This is a genomic window from Rhizobium grahamii CCGE 502 (assembly GCF_000298315.2).
Taxonomy (GTDB): domain Bacteria; phylum Pseudomonadota; class Alphaproteobacteria; order Rhizobiales; family Rhizobiaceae; genus Rhizobium; species Rhizobium grahamii.
Genome location: NZ_AEYE02000029.1, coordinates 185,440 through 201,673 on the forward strand (window position 1 = coordinate 185,440; position 16,234 = coordinate 201,673).

General features: G+C 60.5%; 16 protein-coding genes. 4 read left to right on the forward strand and 12 right to left on the reverse strand.

Annotated features, from left to right (window positions below; genetic code table 11):
- The first annotated feature begins 105 nt into the window (after nt 1-105).
- The 4 genes from rocF to RGCCGE502_RS22775 all read left to right on the forward strand — a co-directional run bounded on the left by rocF (nt 106) and on the right by RGCCGE502_RS22775 (nt 5,058).
- Nucleotides 106-1,041, forward strand: coding sequence for an arginase (gene rocF / locus RGCCGE502_RS22760; RefSeq protein WP_016556551.1), 936 nt, complete (start codon nt 106-108; stop codon nt 1,039-1,041).
- Nucleotides 1,042-1,052: 11 nt separating this feature from the next.
- A complete protein-coding gene (gene rocD, locus RGCCGE502_RS22765; RefSeq protein WP_016556552.1) occupies nt 1,053-2,252 on the forward strand; it encodes an ornithine--oxo-acid transaminase in 1,200 nt (399 codons plus the stop codon).
- 265 nt (nt 2,253-2,517) lie between these two features.
- Nucleotides 2,518-2,994: a chemotaxis protein CheW gene (locus RGCCGE502_RS22770; RefSeq protein ID WP_016556553.1), complete on the forward strand. Its 477-nt coding sequence runs from the start codon at nt 2,518-2,520 to the stop codon at nt 2,992-2,994.
- 309 nt (nt 2,995-3,303) lie between these two features.
- Nucleotides 3,304-5,058, forward strand: a complete 1,755-nt coding sequence (locus RGCCGE502_RS22775; RefSeq protein ID WP_016556554.1) for a methyl-accepting chemotaxis protein — start codon at nt 3,304-3,306, stop codon at nt 5,056-5,058.
- A 75-nt stretch (nt 5,059-5,133) separates the two neighbouring features.
- Here the strand turns inward: RGCCGE502_RS22775 and RGCCGE502_RS22780 are convergent, their stop codons facing one another.
- The 12 genes from RGCCGE502_RS22780 to atpD all read right to left on the reverse strand — a co-directional run bounded on the left by RGCCGE502_RS22780 (nt 5,134) and on the right by atpD (nt 16,231).
- A complete protein-coding gene (locus tag RGCCGE502_RS22780; RefSeq protein ID WP_016556555.1) occupies nt 5,134-5,379 on the reverse strand; it encodes a formate dehydrogenase subunit delta in 246 nt (81 codons plus the stop codon).
- Entirely contained in the window at nt 5,369-6,196 is an 828-nt protein-coding gene (fdhD, locus tag RGCCGE502_RS22785) for a formate dehydrogenase accessory sulfurtransferase FdhD (RefSeq protein ID WP_016556556.1), read from the reverse strand. Before fdhD ends, RGCCGE502_RS22780 begins: the two co-directional genes overlap by 11 nt.
- On the reverse strand, nt 6,196-9,075 hold the full coding sequence (gene fdhF, locus RGCCGE502_RS22790; protein WP_016556557.1) for a formate dehydrogenase subunit alpha: 2,880 nt from the start codon (nt 9,073-9,075) through the stop codon (nt 6,196-6,198). The genes fdhD and fdhF overlap by 1 nt, the downstream gene beginning before the upstream one ends.
- A 4-nt stretch (nt 9,076-9,079) precedes the next feature.
- Nucleotides 9,080-10,636 carry a formate dehydrogenase beta subunit gene (locus RGCCGE502_RS22795; protein ID WP_016556558.1) on the reverse strand — a complete coding sequence of 519 codons (1,557 nt, stop codon included), beginning with the start codon at nt 10,634-10,636 and terminating at the stop codon, nt 9,080-9,082.
- Nucleotides 10,633-11,112, reverse strand: coding sequence for a formate dehydrogenase subunit gamma (locus RGCCGE502_RS22800; RefSeq protein ID WP_016556559.1), 480 nt, complete (start codon nt 11,110-11,112; stop codon nt 10,633-10,635). Before RGCCGE502_RS22800 ends, RGCCGE502_RS22795 begins: the two co-directional genes overlap by 4 nt.
- Nucleotides 11,113-11,281: 169 nt before the next feature.
- Nucleotides 11,282-12,175: a LysR family transcriptional regulator gene (locus tag RGCCGE502_RS22805; protein ID WP_016556560.1), complete on the reverse strand. Its 894-nt coding sequence runs from the start codon at nt 12,173-12,175 to the stop codon at nt 11,282-11,284.
- A 70-nt stretch (nt 12,176-12,245) separates the two neighbouring features.
- Nucleotides 12,246-12,587 (reverse strand): ArsR/SmtB family transcription factor, encoded by a 342-nt coding sequence (locus tag RGCCGE502_RS22810; RefSeq protein ID WP_016556561.1) that lies wholly within the window; start codon nt 12,585-12,587, stop codon nt 12,246-12,248.
- A 106-nt stretch (nt 12,588-12,693) separates the two neighbouring features.
- Nucleotides 12,694-13,464, reverse strand: coding sequence for an SDR family NAD(P)-dependent oxidoreductase (locus RGCCGE502_RS22815; protein ID WP_016556562.1), 771 nt, complete (start codon nt 13,462-13,464; stop codon nt 12,694-12,696).
- 64 nt (nt 13,465-13,528) lie between these two features.
- Nucleotides 13,529-13,996: a redox-sensitive transcriptional activator SoxR gene (soxR, locus tag RGCCGE502_RS22820; protein ID WP_016556563.1), complete on the reverse strand. Its 468-nt coding sequence runs from the start codon at nt 13,994-13,996 to the stop codon at nt 13,529-13,531.
- A 143-nt stretch (nt 13,997-14,139) separates the two neighbouring features.
- Entirely contained in the window at nt 14,140-14,547 is a 408-nt protein-coding gene (locus RGCCGE502_RS22825) for a F0F1 ATP synthase subunit epsilon (RefSeq protein ID WP_016556564.1), read from the reverse strand.
- The gene (locus tag RGCCGE502_RS22830; RefSeq protein ID WP_016556565.1) at nt 14,547-14,783 is read right to left on the reverse strand and encodes a hypothetical protein; all 237 of its coding nucleotides are present in this window, start codon (nt 14,781-14,783) and stop codon (nt 14,547-14,549) included. The genes RGCCGE502_RS22825 and RGCCGE502_RS22830 overlap by 1 nt, the downstream gene beginning before the upstream one ends.
- Nucleotides 14,783-16,231: a F0F1 ATP synthase subunit beta gene (atpD, locus tag RGCCGE502_RS22835; protein WP_016556566.1), complete on the reverse strand. Its 1,449-nt coding sequence runs from the start codon at nt 16,229-16,231 to the stop codon at nt 14,783-14,785. The genes RGCCGE502_RS22830 and atpD overlap by 1 nt, the downstream gene beginning before the upstream one ends.
- Between the last annotated feature and the right edge of the window lie 3 nt (nt 16,232-16,234).

Here is a 16,234-nt window from a genome sequence, read left to right on the forward strand (position 1 = left end):
TTATCAAACTGATCAATCGTAGCGCATTATCGGCACTTTTTCATCTTTTTGTCGCCGTGCCGATATTTCAATATGCCTTCCGAAAACGCGAGCTGGAGAAGACGCATGCAGCCACAAGCAAGATCGGTCACGCTCATCGGAGCACCGCTGGAAGAGGGTTCGGGACGCCGCGGCGCCGCCATGGGGCCGGCCGCACTTCGCATCGCCGGCGTCGACCAGACGCTGATCGATCTCGGTCATGATGTCGTCGATGCCGGTGACGTGCATGTCGTTCCGGCACGCGATCTGCCGAACCATCCGAAAGCACATAATCTGCGCGTCGTCGGCGCATTCACTCGCGCGCTCGAAGCCGGCGTCTACGAAGCCGCGACCGCCGGGCGCTTTCCGCTGATTCTCGGCGGCGATCACAGCCTGTCGATGGGCACCGTATCCGGCATGGCGCGCTATGCGGCAGAGCAAGGTAGGCCGCTCTTCGTGCTGTGGCTCGACGCCCATTCCGATTTCAATACGCCTGCGACGTCGCCCTCCGGCAACATTCACGGCATGCCGGTCGCTTATTTCTGCGGCAAGGCCGAACTTGCGGAAATCCTGCCGAAGGACCGTCCGTTCGTCGATCCCCAGAACGTCTTCCAGGTCGGTATCCGATCGGTGGATGCGCCGGAGCGGGATCTGATCAATGAACACGGCGTCAACGTCTTCGACATGCGCTGGCTCGACGAACAGGGCGTTGCCGCGGCGATCCGTCAGGTACTTGGCGCGGTCTCCGATGTAAACGGTCTGCTGCATGTGAGCCTTGACGTCGATTTCCTCGATCCCGAGATCGCCCCCGGCGTCGGCACCACGGTGCCCGGTGGCGCAACCTTCCGCGAGGGACATCTGATCATGGAAATGCTCTGCGACAGCGGCCTCGTCTCGTCGCTTGATCTCGTCGAACTCAACCCCTTCCTCGACGATCGCGGCAAGAGCGCGCGGATTCTGGTGGAGCTGACGGCAAGCCTGTTCGGCCGCCGCATCTTCGACCGTCCGACCCGCGCCGCCTGAGGAGAACCGACATGAGCAATTCCAAGAACCTCATCGATACCGAACAGCGCCTCGGCGCCCACAACTACAAGCCGCTCGATGTCGTGCTGACCAGGGGCGAAGGCGTCTATGTCTGGGATACGGATGGCAAGCAGTATCTTGACTGCCTCTCTGCCTACTCTGCTGTGAACCAGGGCCATTGCCATCCGAAAATTCTGGCGGCGATGGTCGAGCAGGCAGGTAAGCTGACGCTTACCTCGCGTGCCTTCCGCAACGACCAGCTCGCTCATCTCTACGAGGAACTGGCGGCGCTAACAGGCTCGCACAAGATCCTGCCGATGAACTCGGGCGCCGAAGCGGTCGAAACCGCCATCAAGGCCGTGCGAAAGTGGGGCTATGAAGTGAAGGGCGTGCCTGAAGGCAAGGCCGAGATCATCGTTTGCGCCGACAATTTCCATGGCCGCACGCTAAGCATAGTCAGCTTCTCCACCGACCCCGATGCCCGTACTGGCTTTGGCCCCTACACGCCTGGCTTCCGGACAGTTCCTTTCGGCGATATCGACGCATTTGCCGCTGCCATCAATGAAAACACCGTCGCAGCCCTGATCGAGCCGATCCAGGGCGAAGCCGGCGTCATCATCCCGCCGAGCGGCTACTTCAAGCGCGTGCGCGAGCTCTGCACCGAAAACAAGGTGACGCTGATCCTCGATGAGATCCAGACCGGCCTCGGCCGCACCGGCAAGCTTCTGGCGGAAGAGCACGAGGGAATCGAGGCCGACGTGACGCTGATCGGCAAGGCGCTCTCCGGTGGCTTCTATCCGGTCTCCGCCGTGCTCTCCAATTCCGAGGTGCTCGGTGTCCTGAAGCCAGGGCAACATGGCTCGACCTTCGGCGGCAACCCGCTTGCCTGCGCCGTGGCGCGCGCCGCGCTCAAGGTGCTGACCGAGGAAGGCATGATCGAGAACGCCGAGAAGATGGGCAACTATTTCCTGGAAGGGCTGCGCTCCATCCGCTCCAACATCGTCAAGGACGTGCGCGGTCGCGGACTGATGATGGCGGTCGAGCTCGTGCCGGAAGCCGGCGGCGCCCGCCAGTATTGCTACACCCTCAAGGATCGCGGCCTGCTCGCCAAGGACACACACGAGAACACGATCCGCCTCGCCCCGCCGCTGGTGATCACCAAGAGCCAGGTCGACTGGGCCATAGAGCAGATCGAAAAGACTCTCGCCTGAGGCGACGAACGGATACGGCGGCGGGAGTGTCATCCCGCCGTTCCCGCGTAGTTTCTCCTAATTCCGAGATCCAACCCAACCCCTCGCCTGACCAAAAATTGGATGCCTCAATTTAGATTTGGGCAACACTCTTCCGTTAAGGTCCGGAGTAACCGTATCGTTAATCCTTCCTCGGGAGACACGCGCGGTTTGAAGGCAAAGTCCATCTGCGCCAATGGTGGCGCGGTTGCTTCTGCCCTGGCTTTTGACGGTTGGGACAATACGAATGGCTACGATCAATTCCACGAACTTCAGCGGCGATACGCTGGAGATCATTGCCTTCAGACTGCACGAACAGGAATTCTGCGTTAAGACGACGACAATCCGCGAAATCCGCGGCTGGGCACCGTCGACACCGATCCCGCATGCGCCGGCTGATGTCATCGGCGTCATGAATCTTCGCGGCTCGGTCATCCCGATCATCGACCTCGCCTTCAAACTCGGCATGAAGAGCACCGTGGCGAACGAGCGCAGCGCTATCGTCGTGGCGGAAGTCCACAACATGGTCATCGGCATGCTGGTCGACCGCGTTTCGGATATCCTGACGATCTCTTCCGGCCAGGTCCAGCCGGTTCCGGAAGTCACAGCGTCCTTTGACCGGGCTTATTGCGAAGGTATCATCGCCTCCGAAAATGGCATGATCTGCTTCCTCAACCTCGCCAAGATGTTCAAGGAAAGCGAAACCGACGACCTCGCCGCCTGACATCATCACTGACCCAACGATAAAAAGCCCCTCTTCGAGAGGGGCTTTTTTGTTGACAGATACAATCATTATAAGAAATCGATCACAAGTTCTACTGTAGAACGAATATTAAATTCGCTATTTCTTATACATATCTCATTAACCGTCCCCACTTCATCATCGGTTGAGAAGTCGCTGGTTATTCTCCCTCTATAGTAGGCGCCGCAGGACGGATCGGTCCGCCCTTGTGCATGTCTCGAGGTCGATGTGCCCGCGAGCTTCTTCATTGGCTGACGCCAAAATCGGCGCCTGCATCACGAGGGATGGGGAATGTTCGGTCTATCGCCTGATTCTAAGCATGTTCTTGATGCCATTTCGAAGTCACAGGCCATCATCGAGTTCGACCTGAAGGGCAACGTACTCGCGGCCAATGAGAATTTCTGTGGTGCGCTTGGTTACAGCCTAACGGAGATCGTCGGCAAACATCACAGCATGTTCTGTGATCCAGCTTACGCCGCCACTGCGGAATACCGCGAATTCTGGGCCCGTCTGGGCCGTGGCGAATATGATGCAGGCGCCTACAAGCGGCTTGCAAAGGGTGCCCGCGAAATCTGGATCCAAGCCTCCTACAACCCGGTCTTCAAGCACGGCAGGCCCTACAAGGTCGTCAAGTTCGCGGCTGATATCACGGACGTGAAGAAGAAGTCCGTCGAGGATGCAGGTAAGCTCGATGCCATTTCGCGGTCTCAGGCTGCCATCGAATTTACCCCTACCGGTGAAATCCTGACGGCAAACGAGAACTTTTGCAGTGCGATGGGTTACTCGCTCACTGAGATCACCGGTAAGCATCACGGCATGTTCTGTGACCCGGCGTATATCCGGACGGACGAATACGCAAACTTCTGGCGCCGTCTCGCACAGGGCGAATTCATCTCCAATGAATTCGTTCGTTACGGCAAGGGCGGCAAGGAAATCTGGATCCAGGCAGCCTATAACCCAATCAAGGACGCAAACGGCAGGGTCTACAAGGTCGTGAAGTTTGCGACCGACGTGACCCAACGAATGAGCGCGATCAGCCAACTCGGCGAAGCGCTGCGCCATCTGTCGGAAGGCGATCTGACGAAAACGGTCGACTCGCCCTTCGTGCCATCAATGGAACAGCTTCGCCACGACTTCAACGCAACAGTCGCCAAGCTCGCCGAGACCGTGAAGACCATCGGCGAAAGCGCCCATGCGATTGCTGCCGGCTCCCGCGAGATCGGTTCCGCCGCCGATTCGTTTTCAAAGCGTACGGAACAGCAAGCCTCATCGATTGAGGAAACCGCCGCGGCGCTCGAACAGATCACCACGACAGTCAACGACTCCAGCCATCGCGCCGACGAAGCAGGGAAACTGGTTGCCAAGACGAAGCTGGGCGCAGAACAATCCGGCCTGGTTGTCCGCAATGCCGTCTCTGCCATGGACCAGATCGAGCAATCGTCACGTGAGATCACCAATATCATCGGGGTGATCGACGACATTGCCTTCCAGACCAATCTCCTAGCGCTGAATGCGGGCGTCGAAGCAGCCCGCGCCGGTGAGGCTGGCAAGGGCTTTGCCGTCGTCGCTCAGGAAGTCCGCGAACTCGCGCAACGCTCGGCGAGTGCGGCAAAGGAGATCAAGTCCCTGATCACGACGTCAAGTGAGCTGGTGAGAAACGGCGTCAACCTGGTCGGCGAGACCGGAAAGGCGTTGGAGACGATCGTGGCGCAGGTTGGCGATATCAACGTGAATGTGGCAGCGATCGTCGAGGGTTCCAAAGAGCAGGCGACCGGTCTCAAGGAAATTAATCAGGCCGTTAATTCCATGGACCAAGCCACACAAAAGAATGCAGCCATGGTCGAAGAGAGCACGGCCGCAAGCCACAAGCTGGCTGGCGAAGCGGAGGCACTGCGCGGGCTGCTGGCTCAATTCCGCCTTGACGAAGCGCATAGTCCAAGGACCGTGCAGAAACATCCGGCCTCTCCGGCGCGTCATCTGATCGCTCGCGTTGCGAAGGCGCATGGGGCAGCGCTTCCGGCCGCCGGCAGCTGGGAAGAATTCTAGATCAGCGCAAAACGCCCGACTAAAAACGACCGGCAGCGAAGGCTCGCTGCCGGCTTCTCTGCACCTACCGAAGCACTAGTGCGATACTGTCGCCGCAGCCTCGGGGCGTTTGATCAAAGGGGCGGCCTGCACGACGAGCGGATTAAGGCCATGGCTTTCCCGTTCCATGATCTCGAACAGTTGCCGCCGCATGCGCGGCTCCCAGAATTTGTTGATATGCGTCGCCACACCCTCCGCGGCTTCGCTCTCCGGCTGGCTCTTGAAGAACGTCGCGATCTGGTTGGCCATATAAACCAGTTTGGACTGCGTATCATGCGACATCGGAGATCGTTCCCGGTTGGATGCGCTGTGGATGCGTGAAAACTTCGAAATCCTCACCGCGCACCAAGGCGACGAGAGTCATGCCGGCCTCATCGGCCGTTCGGATAGCAAGCGCGGTCGGTGCTGAGATAGCAACGAGCACCGGACTGCCGAGGATGGCCGCCTTCTGCACCATCTCGACGGACAGACGGCTGGTGACAGCAACGATACCCTCGGCTCCCGACTGCCCTTGAGCAATCACCGCGCCGCAAAGCTTGTCGAGTGCATTGTGACGACCGACATCTTCGCGCACTGCAAGTAGTCCCTTGCCCGGCAGGTAGAAGCCGGCTCCATGGACCGCGCGCGTTTCGCGATGCAACGTCTGTGCGCCATTCAGCAGTGAAACGGATTCGATGATGTCTCGATGGGTAATCTTAAGAGGGACTGCCGCCACATCGGGCACCTTGCGAACAGCCTGCTCGATCGACTCGATGCCGCAGAGGCCGCAGCCGACCGGTCCGGCCATGCTGCGTCTCCGTGCTGTCAGTGCCGTAGCGACCTCGTCGACCAGCGTGATCTGAACGTCGATGCCCTTATCGCCCGCGACAATCTCGACCCCCGCGATCTGGTCGACTTCGGAAATGATTCCCTCGGTGAGGCTGAAACCAATCGCAAAATCCTCGAGGTCCGCAGGTGTTCCCATCATCACGGCATGCGTGCTGCCACCATAGGAAAAGGCGATCGGCACCTCCTCCGGAACGATCCGCTCGCCGGGCGTGACGACACCGCCGCTACAGGCGGTGCGCTTCACGGCAATGCGGTTCGGCCGGTCGATCATCACTCTGCGGGCTCCAGCTTGCTGACGATGCGGCGGCTCTGGCGTGCCTGCTCGTCGTAGTCACGCTGCCAATCGGTCGGGCCGTTCGAGGGCGAAACCTGCACCGCCGTGACCTTGTATTCCGGGCAGTTGGTGGCCCAGTCGGAGAAGTCCGTCGTGATGACGTTTGCCTGCGTGTCTGGATGGTGGAAGGTCGTGTAGACGACGCCGGGCGCCACGCGGTCGGTGATCAGCGCTCGCAGCGTCGTGTCGCCCGAGCGGCTCATCAGCTTGATCCAGTCGCCATCGCGAATGCCGCGCTGTTCGGCATCATGCGCGTGGATCTCCAGGCGGTCCTCGGCATGCCAGACAACGTTGTCAGTACGGCGCGTCTGGGCTCCGACATTGTACTGGCTGAGGATGCGTCCAGTCGTCAGCAGTAGCGGGAAGCGCGGCCCCGTCCGCTCGTCGGTCGCGACATACTCGGTGCGGATGAACTTGCCCTTGCCGCGAACAAAGCCGTCGACATGCATGATCGGCGACCCCTCGGGATGCGCTTCGTTGCATGGCCACTGCACAGAACCCATCTTGTCGAGATAGTCGTAGGAGACGAGCGCAAAGCTTGGCGTCGTCGCCGCGATCTCGTCCATGATCTCGGAAGGATGCGTATAGTTCCAACCAAGGCCCATGGCCTGCGCCATCTTCTGCGTGACCTCCCAATCGGCATAGCCGTTGCGTGGGCTCATGACCTTGCGAACGCGGTTGATACGGCGCTCGGCGTTGGTGAACGTCCCATCCTTCTCCAGGAAGCTGGAGCCCGGCAGGAAGACATGCGCGTAGTTCGCCGTCTCGTTCAGGAAGAGGTCGTGAACGACGACACACTCCATGGCGGCAAGGCCGGCCGCGACGTGCTTGGTATCGGGGTCTGACTGCAGGATATCCTCACCCTGGACGTAAAGGCCCTTGAACGACCCATCGACCGCCGCGTCCAGCATGTTTGGAATGCGCAGACCCGGCTCGTTGCTGATCTTGACGCCCCAGAGCTTCTCGAAGATGTCGCGCGTCGCGTCGTCGGAGATGTGACGATAGCCGGGCAGTTCGTGCGGGAAGGAGCCCATGTCGCACGAACCCTGCACATTGTTCTGGCCGCGCAGCGGGTTCACGCCGACGCCGCGACGACCGATATTGCCGGTCACCATCGCAAGGTTGGCGATCGCCATGACGGTCGTAGACCCCTGGCTGTGTTCGGTTACACCGAGACCATAGTAGATTGCGCCATTGCCGCCCTTGGCATAGAGACGCGCAGCGCCGCGCACGAGATCGGCCGTAACACCGGTGAACTTCTCCGATGCTTCAGGGCTGTGATGCGGCTCGACGACGAAGGTTGCCCAGTCCTCGAATTCGGACCAGTCGCAACGCTCGCGAATGAAGGCCTCGTTGAACAATCCCTCGGTGACGATGACATGCGCCAGCGACGTCAGGATCGCGACGTTCGTGCCGGGCTTCAGCGGTAGATGATAGGACGCCTCGACATGTGGCGAACGCACGATATCGGTGCGGCGCGGATCAATGACGATAAGCTTGGCGCCCTGACGCAGCCGCTTCTTCAGGCGCGAGGCAAAGACCGGATGGCCGTCGGTCGGATTGGCGCCGATGATGACGACGACGTCGCTCTGCTCGACGCTGTCGAAGTCCTGCGTGCCGGCCGAGGTGCCGAAAGCCTGGCCGAGGCCGTATCCGGTTGGCGAATGGCAGACGCGAGCGCATGTATCGACGTTATTGTTGCGGAAGCCGGCACGCACCAGCTTCTGCACCAGATAGGTCTCCTCGTTCGTGCAGCGAGACGAGGTGATGCCGCCGACGGAATCGCGGCCGTACTGATACTGGATGCGGCGGAACTCGGAGGCGACATGCGCAAAGGCTTCGTCCCAGCTCACTTCGCGCCAGGGATCGGTAATCTTCTCGCGGATCATCGGATTGAGGATGCGATCTTTGTGGCTGGAATAGCCATAGGCGAAGCGGCCCTTGACGCAGGAGTGGCCGCGGTTCGCCTGCCCGTCCTTCCAAGGCACCATGCGCACCAGCTCTTCGCCGCGCATCTCCGCCTTGAAGGAGCAGCCAACGCCGCAATAGGCGCAGGTGGTGACGACGGAATGCTCGGGCTGGCCGATCTCGATTACCGACTTTTCGATCAGCGTCGCTGTCGGGCAGGCCTGCACGCAGGCGCCGCAGGAAACGCATTCAGACGAGACGAAGTCCTCGTGCATGCCGGCCGAAACACGAGAATCGAAGCCACGGCCTTCGATGGTCAGCGCGAACGTGCCCTGCACTTCCTCGCAAGCGCGCACGCAGCGCGAACAGACGATGCACTTTGCCGGATCGAAGGTGAAATAGGGGTTGGACTCGTCCTTCGGCGCCCATTTGAGATTGAGATCGCCGTTGTTGCGCGCCTTGACGTGATTGTCGCCATCATAGCCATAGCGCACGTCGCGCAGGCCGACGGCGCCCGCCATGTCCTGCAGCTCGCAATCGCCGTTAGCAGCACAGGTCAGACAGTCGAGGGGGTGGTCGGAGATGTAGAGCTCCATCACGCCTTTGCGGACATCCTTCAGGCGGTTCGTCTGCGTCGAGACCACCATGCCGGGAGCAACCGGCGTCGTGCAGGACGCAGGAAGGCCCGCCCGCCCCTCGATTTCGACCAGGCAAAGCCGGCAGGAGCCGAAGGCATCCATCATGTCGGTGGCGCAGAGCTTCGGGATCTCGATGCCCGCATCCATCGAGGCGCGCATGACGGACGTTCCCTCGGGCACCGTCACCTGGTTGCCGTCGATGGTGAGCGTCACCATGGTTTCGGAGGTCGAGGCCGGCGTGCCGTAATCGGTTTCATGGACGAGAGGCATAGTCTTACTCCGCCGCTTCGATGAGAGGTGTGGGAACGAAATCTTCGGGGAAGTGCGTCATGGCGCTCATGACCGGATAGGGCGTGAAGCCCCCGAGCGCGCAGAGCGACCCGAACTTCATGGTGTTGCAGAGATCGGCAAGCAGCTCGCGGTTTTTCTCTGGTTCGATGCCGCGCGCGATCTTGTCCGCGGTCTCGACGCCGCGCGTCGAGCCGATGCGGCAGGGCGTGCACTTGCCGCAGCTTTCGACGGCGCAGAATTCCATCGCGAAGCGGGCCTGCTTCAACATGTCGGCACTTTCGTCGAACACGACGATGCCGGCGTGGCCGATCAACCCATCCTTGGCCGCGAAAGACTCGTAGTCGAACGGCGTATCGAACAGGGCGCGCGGGAAGTAGGCGCCAAGCGGACCACCGACCTGAACTGCCTTCACCGGCCGACCGGATGCGGTTCCGCCGGCAATGTCATCGATGAGTTCGCCGAGGGAAATGCCGAATGCGGTCTCGAACAGACCACCATGCTTCACGTTGCCGGCGATCTGAATCGGAATGGTGCCGCGCGAACGGCCAAGGCCGAAGTCGCGATAGTAGGCTGCCCCCTTGTCCATGATCACAGGCACGGAAGCGAGCGAAATGACGTTGTTGATGACGGTCGGACAGTCGAAGAGCCCCTTGTGGGCCGGTAGCGGCGGCTTGGCGCGCACGATGCCGCGCTTGCCTTCAAGGCTGTTGAGAAGCGCCGTCTCCTCGCCGCAGACATAGGCGCCCGCACCCGTTCGGACTTCCATGTCGAAAGTCTTGCCCGAGCCCAGAACCGAAGTACCGAGTATCCCTGCACTGCGGGCAATATCGATCGCCCGGCTCATCGCCGCGATCGCATGCGGATATTCCGACCGCGTGTAGATGAAGCCCTTGGTGGCGCCCGTCGCAAGGCCCGCGATCGCCATACCCTCGATCAGCACGAAGGGATCGCCTTCCATGATCATCCGGTCGGCGAAGGTGCCGCTGTCGCCTTCGTCCGCATTGCAGACGATGTATTTGCGCTCGCCCGGCGCGTCGAGCACCGTCTTCCACTTGATACCGGTCGGGAAGCCTGCGCCGCCACGGCCGCGCAAGCCGGAATCGGTAACTTCCTTGACGACATCGGCAGGCAGCATCGAAACCGCACGGCGCAAGCCGGCGAGCCCGCCGTGCGCCTCATAATCGTCAAGCGAGAGCGGATCGGTGATGCCGCAGCGGGCGAAGGTCAGGCGCGTCTGGCGCTTGAGAAACGGCAGTTCCGCCACTTCGCCAAGACAGAGCGGATGATCCCCGCCAGTGGCCAAGCCCGCATCGAACAGCGAAACGACGTCCTTCGCCTTCACCGGCCCATAGCCAATCCGCTTGCCAGCGACTTCCACCTCGACCAGCGGCTCCAGCCAGTGCATGCCGCGCGAGCCATTGCGCACGATCTTGGCGTCGAGGCCGCGAGCGGCAATCTGCTCGGCGATCGCGCTAGCGACGCGTTCTGCACCCAACGCCAGGGCAGCGGCATCACAGGGAACATAAATCCGGACGGTCATCGACGTGCCTCCGAAATCAGCGCCTCGAGATCGGCAGCGTCTACTCGGCCATGTACCTCGCCATCCATCATCGCGGACGGCGAGCACGAACAGAGCCCAAGACAGAAGACGGGTTCGAGGGTGATCGCTCCGTCAGGCGTCGTGCCGTGCCAGTCGACGCCAAGCAGAACCTTCACGCGCTCGGCCAGCCCGTCACCGCCCATCGATTGGCAGGCTTCCGCACGACAGAGCTTCAGCACATGCCGGCCGGCGGGATGATCGCGATAATCATGATAGAAGCTGACGACACCATGCACCTCGGCGCGCGAAAGGTTCAGCTCGCTTGCGATAACGGGCAGTGCCTCTTGCGGGACATAGCCGAACTCATCCTGAATCTCGTGCAGGATCGGCAGCAACGGCCCTTCGAGATGCTTGAGTTGATCGATGATCGCGATCGTGCGCGTTGCGATATCGCCTTTGGCGACGTGGATGTTCATCAGCAGCCCTCCCACGGCCTGCAAATTGCACGTGGCGACGCTGGGCAGGCGGGCTTTCCTCAGAACCCTATGGCCGACAGAACCGCTCGCGTGTGTTCATTATAGAACTTTCTCAGGGTTAGACGAAACGATCAATAATGCTGTTCCGTCAAACGATAGAAGATTCCTATCAAAATTCCGGTTCTTCGGCGAGAACTCGGGCCTCATGCAACAGAGCCGAGACCAACGGCGTGAACGGCTCACGATGCGTCGCAACCAGGCCGACAAGATGATGCGCTTGCGGCTCGGTGATTGGAATCATCCGGATTTCTGCTGGAAAGCCAAAGGATTTCGCGACATTGCGCGGCATGATGCTCGCCCAGCGTCCAGTTCGAACATGGGAAAAGAGCACAATCATCGAGTTTGACTCGAGCGTCGGATGTGCCGTAACGCCGGCTTCAGCCAGGTGATGATTGATGATACGACGGTTCTGCATGTCCGCCGTCAATAGGCAAAGCCGAAGACTACCCACTTCCTTCCAGGTAACGCTATCGCGATCGGACAAAGGGCTGCCGGCGGCGGTAATCAGGTTGTACTGCTCGGCATAGAGCGGCACGCTCGTCACCCGCCCAAGGGGCTCGTTCTCCAGATAGGTGATCCCCGCATCAATCTCGAGATTTTCCAGCATACTGAGCACCTGCAGGGAATTGCGGGAGACGATGGAAAACGTCACATCGGGGTGCCGCTCCTGAAATGGCGTGGTAATGCGCGGCAGCATCGCCAGCGCTGTTGGGATGACGGCGATCTTGATATGGCCTGAAAGCCCCTTGCGCGCCGCCCGCATCTCCTCGCGCATCGTGCGGGCATCGCCGACAATGCGCCGCGCCCATTCGAGCACGCGTTGGCCCTCAGGCGTCAGCCCCTGGAAGCGCGAGCCGCGTTGCACCAGCATCACGCCGAGTTGATCCTCGAGCTGACGAATGGCGGCGGACAACGTCGGCTGCGAAATGCCGCATTCCTCGGCTGCGCGGCCGAAATGTTTCTCGTTGGCGAGCGCGATAAAGAATTCCAGCTTGTCGATCATCCGGCCTCCGCGCCGAACTGCGGCACACCGTCATCTTCACGTCCAGCGGACCGGTCCGCAAGGCCGGTTGTCAGTTGTCCTGCTTCCCCGGAAACATCGCCAACAGGAAACGTAGCAGCGCCGTCGTATCGGGATGGGCGACGCTGTAGTAGATGAGCCGTCCGTCACGACGACTGGAGACCAGACCGTCCAAACGCAAGCGCGCCAGCTGCTGCGACACCATCGCTTGCTGAATGCCAAGGCTCTCCTCAAGCTCGCCCACAGTCTTCTCTCCATCCGTCAGAAGGCAGAGAATGATCAGTCGCGTATGATGGGAGAGTGCCTTGAGAAAGTCGCTGGCTTCCCGCGCTCTAGCAGAGAGCTTCTGCAGATCCCGATCGGCCATGCCCGACCCCGGTGTAGGCAAGTGCATTGTTTATCTCTGGTTGTATAAACAATATGTATGAAGCGCGACAATAACATATTCGCAGCAACCAGCTGTTTGGATCTGTCAAAATGCCAAAAAAAGTCCCGCCAGCTCAGCAGATGAGCTGACCACCATTGATCTCAAGCACTTGACCCGTGATGTAACCGGAAAGCGAAGGCGCCGAAAGGAAGAGATAGGCGGGTGCGCAATCTTCCGAGGTGCCCAATCGCTGCAGCGGAATCGTCTTGCGGGTCTGCTCAAGCTTTTCTGTCGACGAGTACCGCTGGTGGAAGTCGGTTTCGATCGTTCCCGGTGAAACGCAGTTGACCCGGATGCCGTCCGGCGCGAGCTCTCTTGCTAGCGCCTTCGAATAGGTTGCTACAAATGCCTTCGACGCCGAGTAGATCGCGGAACCGGGGCTGCCGCCTGTCAGCGCAGAAATCGAGACCGTGTTGACAATCGCCGCCTCGTGCGATGCGCGTAGAGCCGGCAAAAGAGCTCGCGTTACCTCAACGACCGAGGTCTGATTCAACCGGACGATCGTCTCGTACTGCTCGTCGGTCAACGTATCGGCGGGAAACCGGCCGACCATGGTGCCGGCATTGTTGATCAATGCGTGGACGCGATCGAACGTGGCGCGCACCTTTTCAGCGAATCCTGTCGTGCCGCCCGGTGTCGAAAAATCGGCCGTAACGAGAAACGCCCTGCGGTCCTCCTCCGCCGTCAGCAAGAAGTCTGGCAAATCACGCTCGGCGCTTCGGCCGAGGTGCACCAGCACGCGGGCGCCGCAATCGAGAAATTGCCGCGCGACTTCGAGGCCAATGCCCCTGCCGCCGCCGGTGACCACCACATTGCGGTTTTCAAACAGCTTAGGGTGAAACATTCATTCCTCCGGGACGCGCCGTCTGCGGCTTCCATAGTGTGTTGATACGCAAGGGGAACGTCGCTTAGACGTCGTTGGTTTCCAGCAGACGCGGACCCGGCCCATCTTTAGCCAGCCGGTCATACGGATTGCGCAGCGGGCAGCTTTCAACCGAGAGGCAACCACAGCCGATGCAATCCGTCAACCGATCGCGCAGGGCGACGAGCCGATCAATGCGAACATCGAGGTCTTGCTTCCATAGGAGAGACAGGCGCTGCCAGTCACCCGCGGTCGGCGTGCGGCCCTGCGGCAATGTTTCGAAAGCCGCCTGGATCTCCGCCAAGGGGATGCCTACGCGCTGCGCGACCTTGATGATCCCGAGGCGACGAAGCACATCACGGCCGAAGCGGCGCTGGTTGCCACGCGAACGAATACTCGAGATGAGACCCTTCGCTTCGTAGAAATGCAGTGCAGAGACGGCAAGACCACTACGCTCCGCGACTTCGCCAACCGTCAGCAGCTTTCGGAACGGATTAGGGGAGCCCTCTTCCATGACATCGACCTCAATGTGACTTGAGGTGTTGTAGCCGAACGTTCGCGTGACCGAAAGGCCATCGGAACACCGGGAGCCAAGGGGTCCCGGAAAACAAAAAGGCGGCCCTAAAGGCCGCCTCATGACACCGTGACGGGCACGGGTCAGTCCTGGTCGATCACACCCCGAAGGTGCGTCAGTTCCATGATGTAGTGTTCGAGGCGCGACTTGTGCTCGTGATGAACGGCATCTGCGATTTCTCTTTGTGCCGCCTCAATGCGCAGCGTCAGTTCGTCCTTGGAGAGATCCTGAACAATGACGGCAGACTCTGCCAGCAGCGTGCAGCCTGTCGGCAGGATGTCGGCGAAACCGCCGAAAACAACGTAGTCCTGCTTCGAGCCGTTGGCCGAACGAACGCTGACGATGCCCGGCTTGATCGTCGTCATCGTCGGGGCGTGGTTCGCCATAACGGTCATCTCGCCGTCGGTTGCCGGAATGACAACTTCGGTCACCATCTCCGAAAGGAGCAGACGCTCGGGAGATACGAGTTCAAAATTGAAATTGTCAGCCATCAGTGACTTACCTTCTCGGCAGCTTCTGTATCTTGCAAATTGGTCCCGCAGAACGGGCAGTGCACTATCGCCTGATCAAGATACCCAAGACCCTCTTCGGTCTGGATCAATCCCACCACCATCATCATCTTGCCGTCGTCCGATCTGTAGATCGTCGGGGCAGCAGGGGCGGGAAGCTCTGCTGCGACTTCCCGAAGGGCGTCGCAGCAGAAGATCTCGTTGAGAGCGTCGCTCATCAGGCAGCTGCGGACAGCTTCTTAGCCTTCTCGATAGCTTCTTCCATCGAGCCGACCATGTAAAAGGCAGCTTCCGGCAGGTGGTCGTATTCGCCGTTGACCAGGCCCTTGAAGCCCTTGATCGTGTCTTCGAGCGCTACGAGCTTGCCCGGCGAACCGGTGAAGACTTCAGCAACGAAGAACGGCTGCGACAGGAAGCGCTCGATCTTGCGGGCGCGGGCAACGGCGAGCTTGTCCTCTTCGGACAGTTCGTCCATGCCCAGGATCGCGATGATGTCCTGCAGGGCCTTGTAGCGCTGCAGCGTCGACTGAACCTTACGAGCCACTTCGTAGTGCTCTTCGCCGACAACGATCGGGTCGAGCATGCGCGACGTGGAGTCGAGCGGGTCAACTGCCGGGTAGATACCCTTTTCAGCGATCGAGCGCGACAGAACGGTCGTTGCGTCCAGGTGGGCGAACGAAGTTGCCGGAGCCGGGTCGGTCAAGTCGTCGGCGGGAACGTAAATGGCCTGAACCGAAGTGATCGAGCCGGTCGTCGTGGTCGTGATGCGTTCCTGCATCTGACCCATGTCCGTAGCGAGCGTCGGCTGGTAACCAACGGCCGAAGGAATACGGCCGAGCAGAGCCGACACTTCAGAACCTGCCTGCGTGAAGCGGAAGATGTTGTCGACGAAGAACAGAACGTCCTGGCCCTTGTCGCGGAAGTCTTCAGCGATCGTCAGACCGGTCAGAGCAACGCGTGCGCGGGCGCCCGGCGGTTCGTTCATCTGGCCGTAAACCAGCGCAGCCTTGGAGCCTTCGCCGCCGCCATGCTTGTTCACGCCCGATTCGATCATTTCGTGGTAAAGGTCGTTGCCTTCGCGGGTACGTTCACCCACGCCTGCGAATACCGAGTAACCACCGTGCGCCTTGGCGACGTTGTTGATCAGTTCCATGATGAGAACGGTCTTGCCGACGCCTGCGCCGCCGAACAGGCCGATCTTGCCGCCCTTTGCGTAAGGAGCGAGAAGGTCGACGACCTTGATGCCGGTGACGAGGATCTGTGCTTCAGTCGACTGGTCGACGTAGGCAGGCGCATCCTGGTGGATCGCGCGCTTGCCTGATGTAACCAGCGGGCCAGCTTCGTCAACCGGCTCGCCGATGACGTTCATGATGCGGCCGAGCGTTTCCGGACCGACCGGAACGGTGATCGGGCCACCGGTGTCGGAAACCGGCTGACCGCGAACCAGACCTTCGGTCGAGTCCATGGCGATCGTGCGGACTTCGTTTTCACCAAGATGCTGAGCGACTTCGAGCACGAGACGGTTACCGCCGTTCGTTGTTTCGAGTGCGTTCAGGATCGCCGGCAGTTCGCCTTCGAAAGCAACGTCGACGACGGCGCCGATAACCTGCGTAACCTTGCCGGCGGAGCCTGCCGCGGCCTTCTTGGGGGTAGCTGCCTTAGCCATCTT

Bases quoted from the DNA above. Each gene is read 5' to 3' on its own strand.
- rocF (WP_016556551.1), top strand. From the start codon at position 106: ATGCAGCCACAAGCAAGATCGGTCACGCTCATCGGAGCACCGCTGGAA.
- rocD (WP_016556552.1), top strand. From the start codon at position 1,053: ATGAGCAATTCCAAGAACCTCATCGATACCGAACAGCGCCTCGGCGCC.
- RGCCGE502_RS22770 (WP_016556553.1), top strand. From the start codon at position 2,518: ATGGCTACGATCAATTCCACGAACTTCAGCGGCGATACGCTGGAGATC.
- RGCCGE502_RS22775 (WP_016556554.1), top strand. From the start codon at position 3,304: ATGTTCGGTCTATCGCCTGATTCTAAGCATGTTCTTGATGCCATTTCG.
- RGCCGE502_RS22780 (WP_016556555.1), bottom strand. From the start codon at position 5,379: ATGTCGCATGATACGCAGTCCAAACTGGTTTATATGGCCAACCAGATC.
- fdhD (WP_016556556.1), bottom strand. From the start codon at position 6,196: ATGATCGACCGGCCGAACCGCATTGCCGTGAAGCGCACCGCCTGTAGC.
- fdhF (WP_016556557.1), bottom strand. From the start codon at position 9,075: ATGCCTCTCGTCCATGAAACCGATTACGGCACGCCGGCCTCGACCTCC.
- RGCCGE502_RS22795 (WP_016556558.1), bottom strand. From the start codon at position 10,636: ATGACCGTCCGGATTTATGTTCCCTGTGATGCCGCTGCCCTGGCGTTG.
- RGCCGE502_RS22800 (WP_016556559.1), bottom strand. From the start codon at position 11,112: ATGAACATCCACGTCGCCAAAGGCGATATCGCAACGCGCACGATCGCG.
- RGCCGE502_RS22805 (WP_016556560.1), bottom strand. From the start codon at position 12,175: ATGATCGACAAGCTGGAATTCTTTATCGCGCTCGCCAACGAGAAACAT.
- RGCCGE502_RS22810 (WP_016556561.1), bottom strand. From the start codon at position 12,587: ATGCACTTGCCTACACCGGGGTCGGGCATGGCCGATCGGGATCTGCAG.
- RGCCGE502_RS22815 (WP_016556562.1), bottom strand. From the start codon at position 13,464: ATGTTTCACCCTAAGCTGTTTGAAAACCGCAATGTGGTGGTCACCGGC.
- soxR (WP_016556563.1), bottom strand. From the start codon at position 13,996: ATGGAAGAGGGCTCCCCTAATCCGTTCCGAAAGCTGCTGACGGTTGGC.
- RGCCGE502_RS22825 (WP_016556564.1), bottom strand. From the start codon at position 14,547: ATGGCTGACAATTTCAATTTTGAACTCGTATCTCCCGAGCGTCTGCTC.
- RGCCGE502_RS22830 (WP_016556565.1), bottom strand. From the start codon at position 14,783: ATGAGCGACGCTCTCAACGAGATCTTCTGCTGCGACGCCCTTCGGGAA.
- atpD (WP_016556566.1), bottom strand. From the start codon at position 16,231: ATGGCTAAGGCAGCTACCCCCAAGAAGGCCGCGGCAGGCTCCGCCGGC.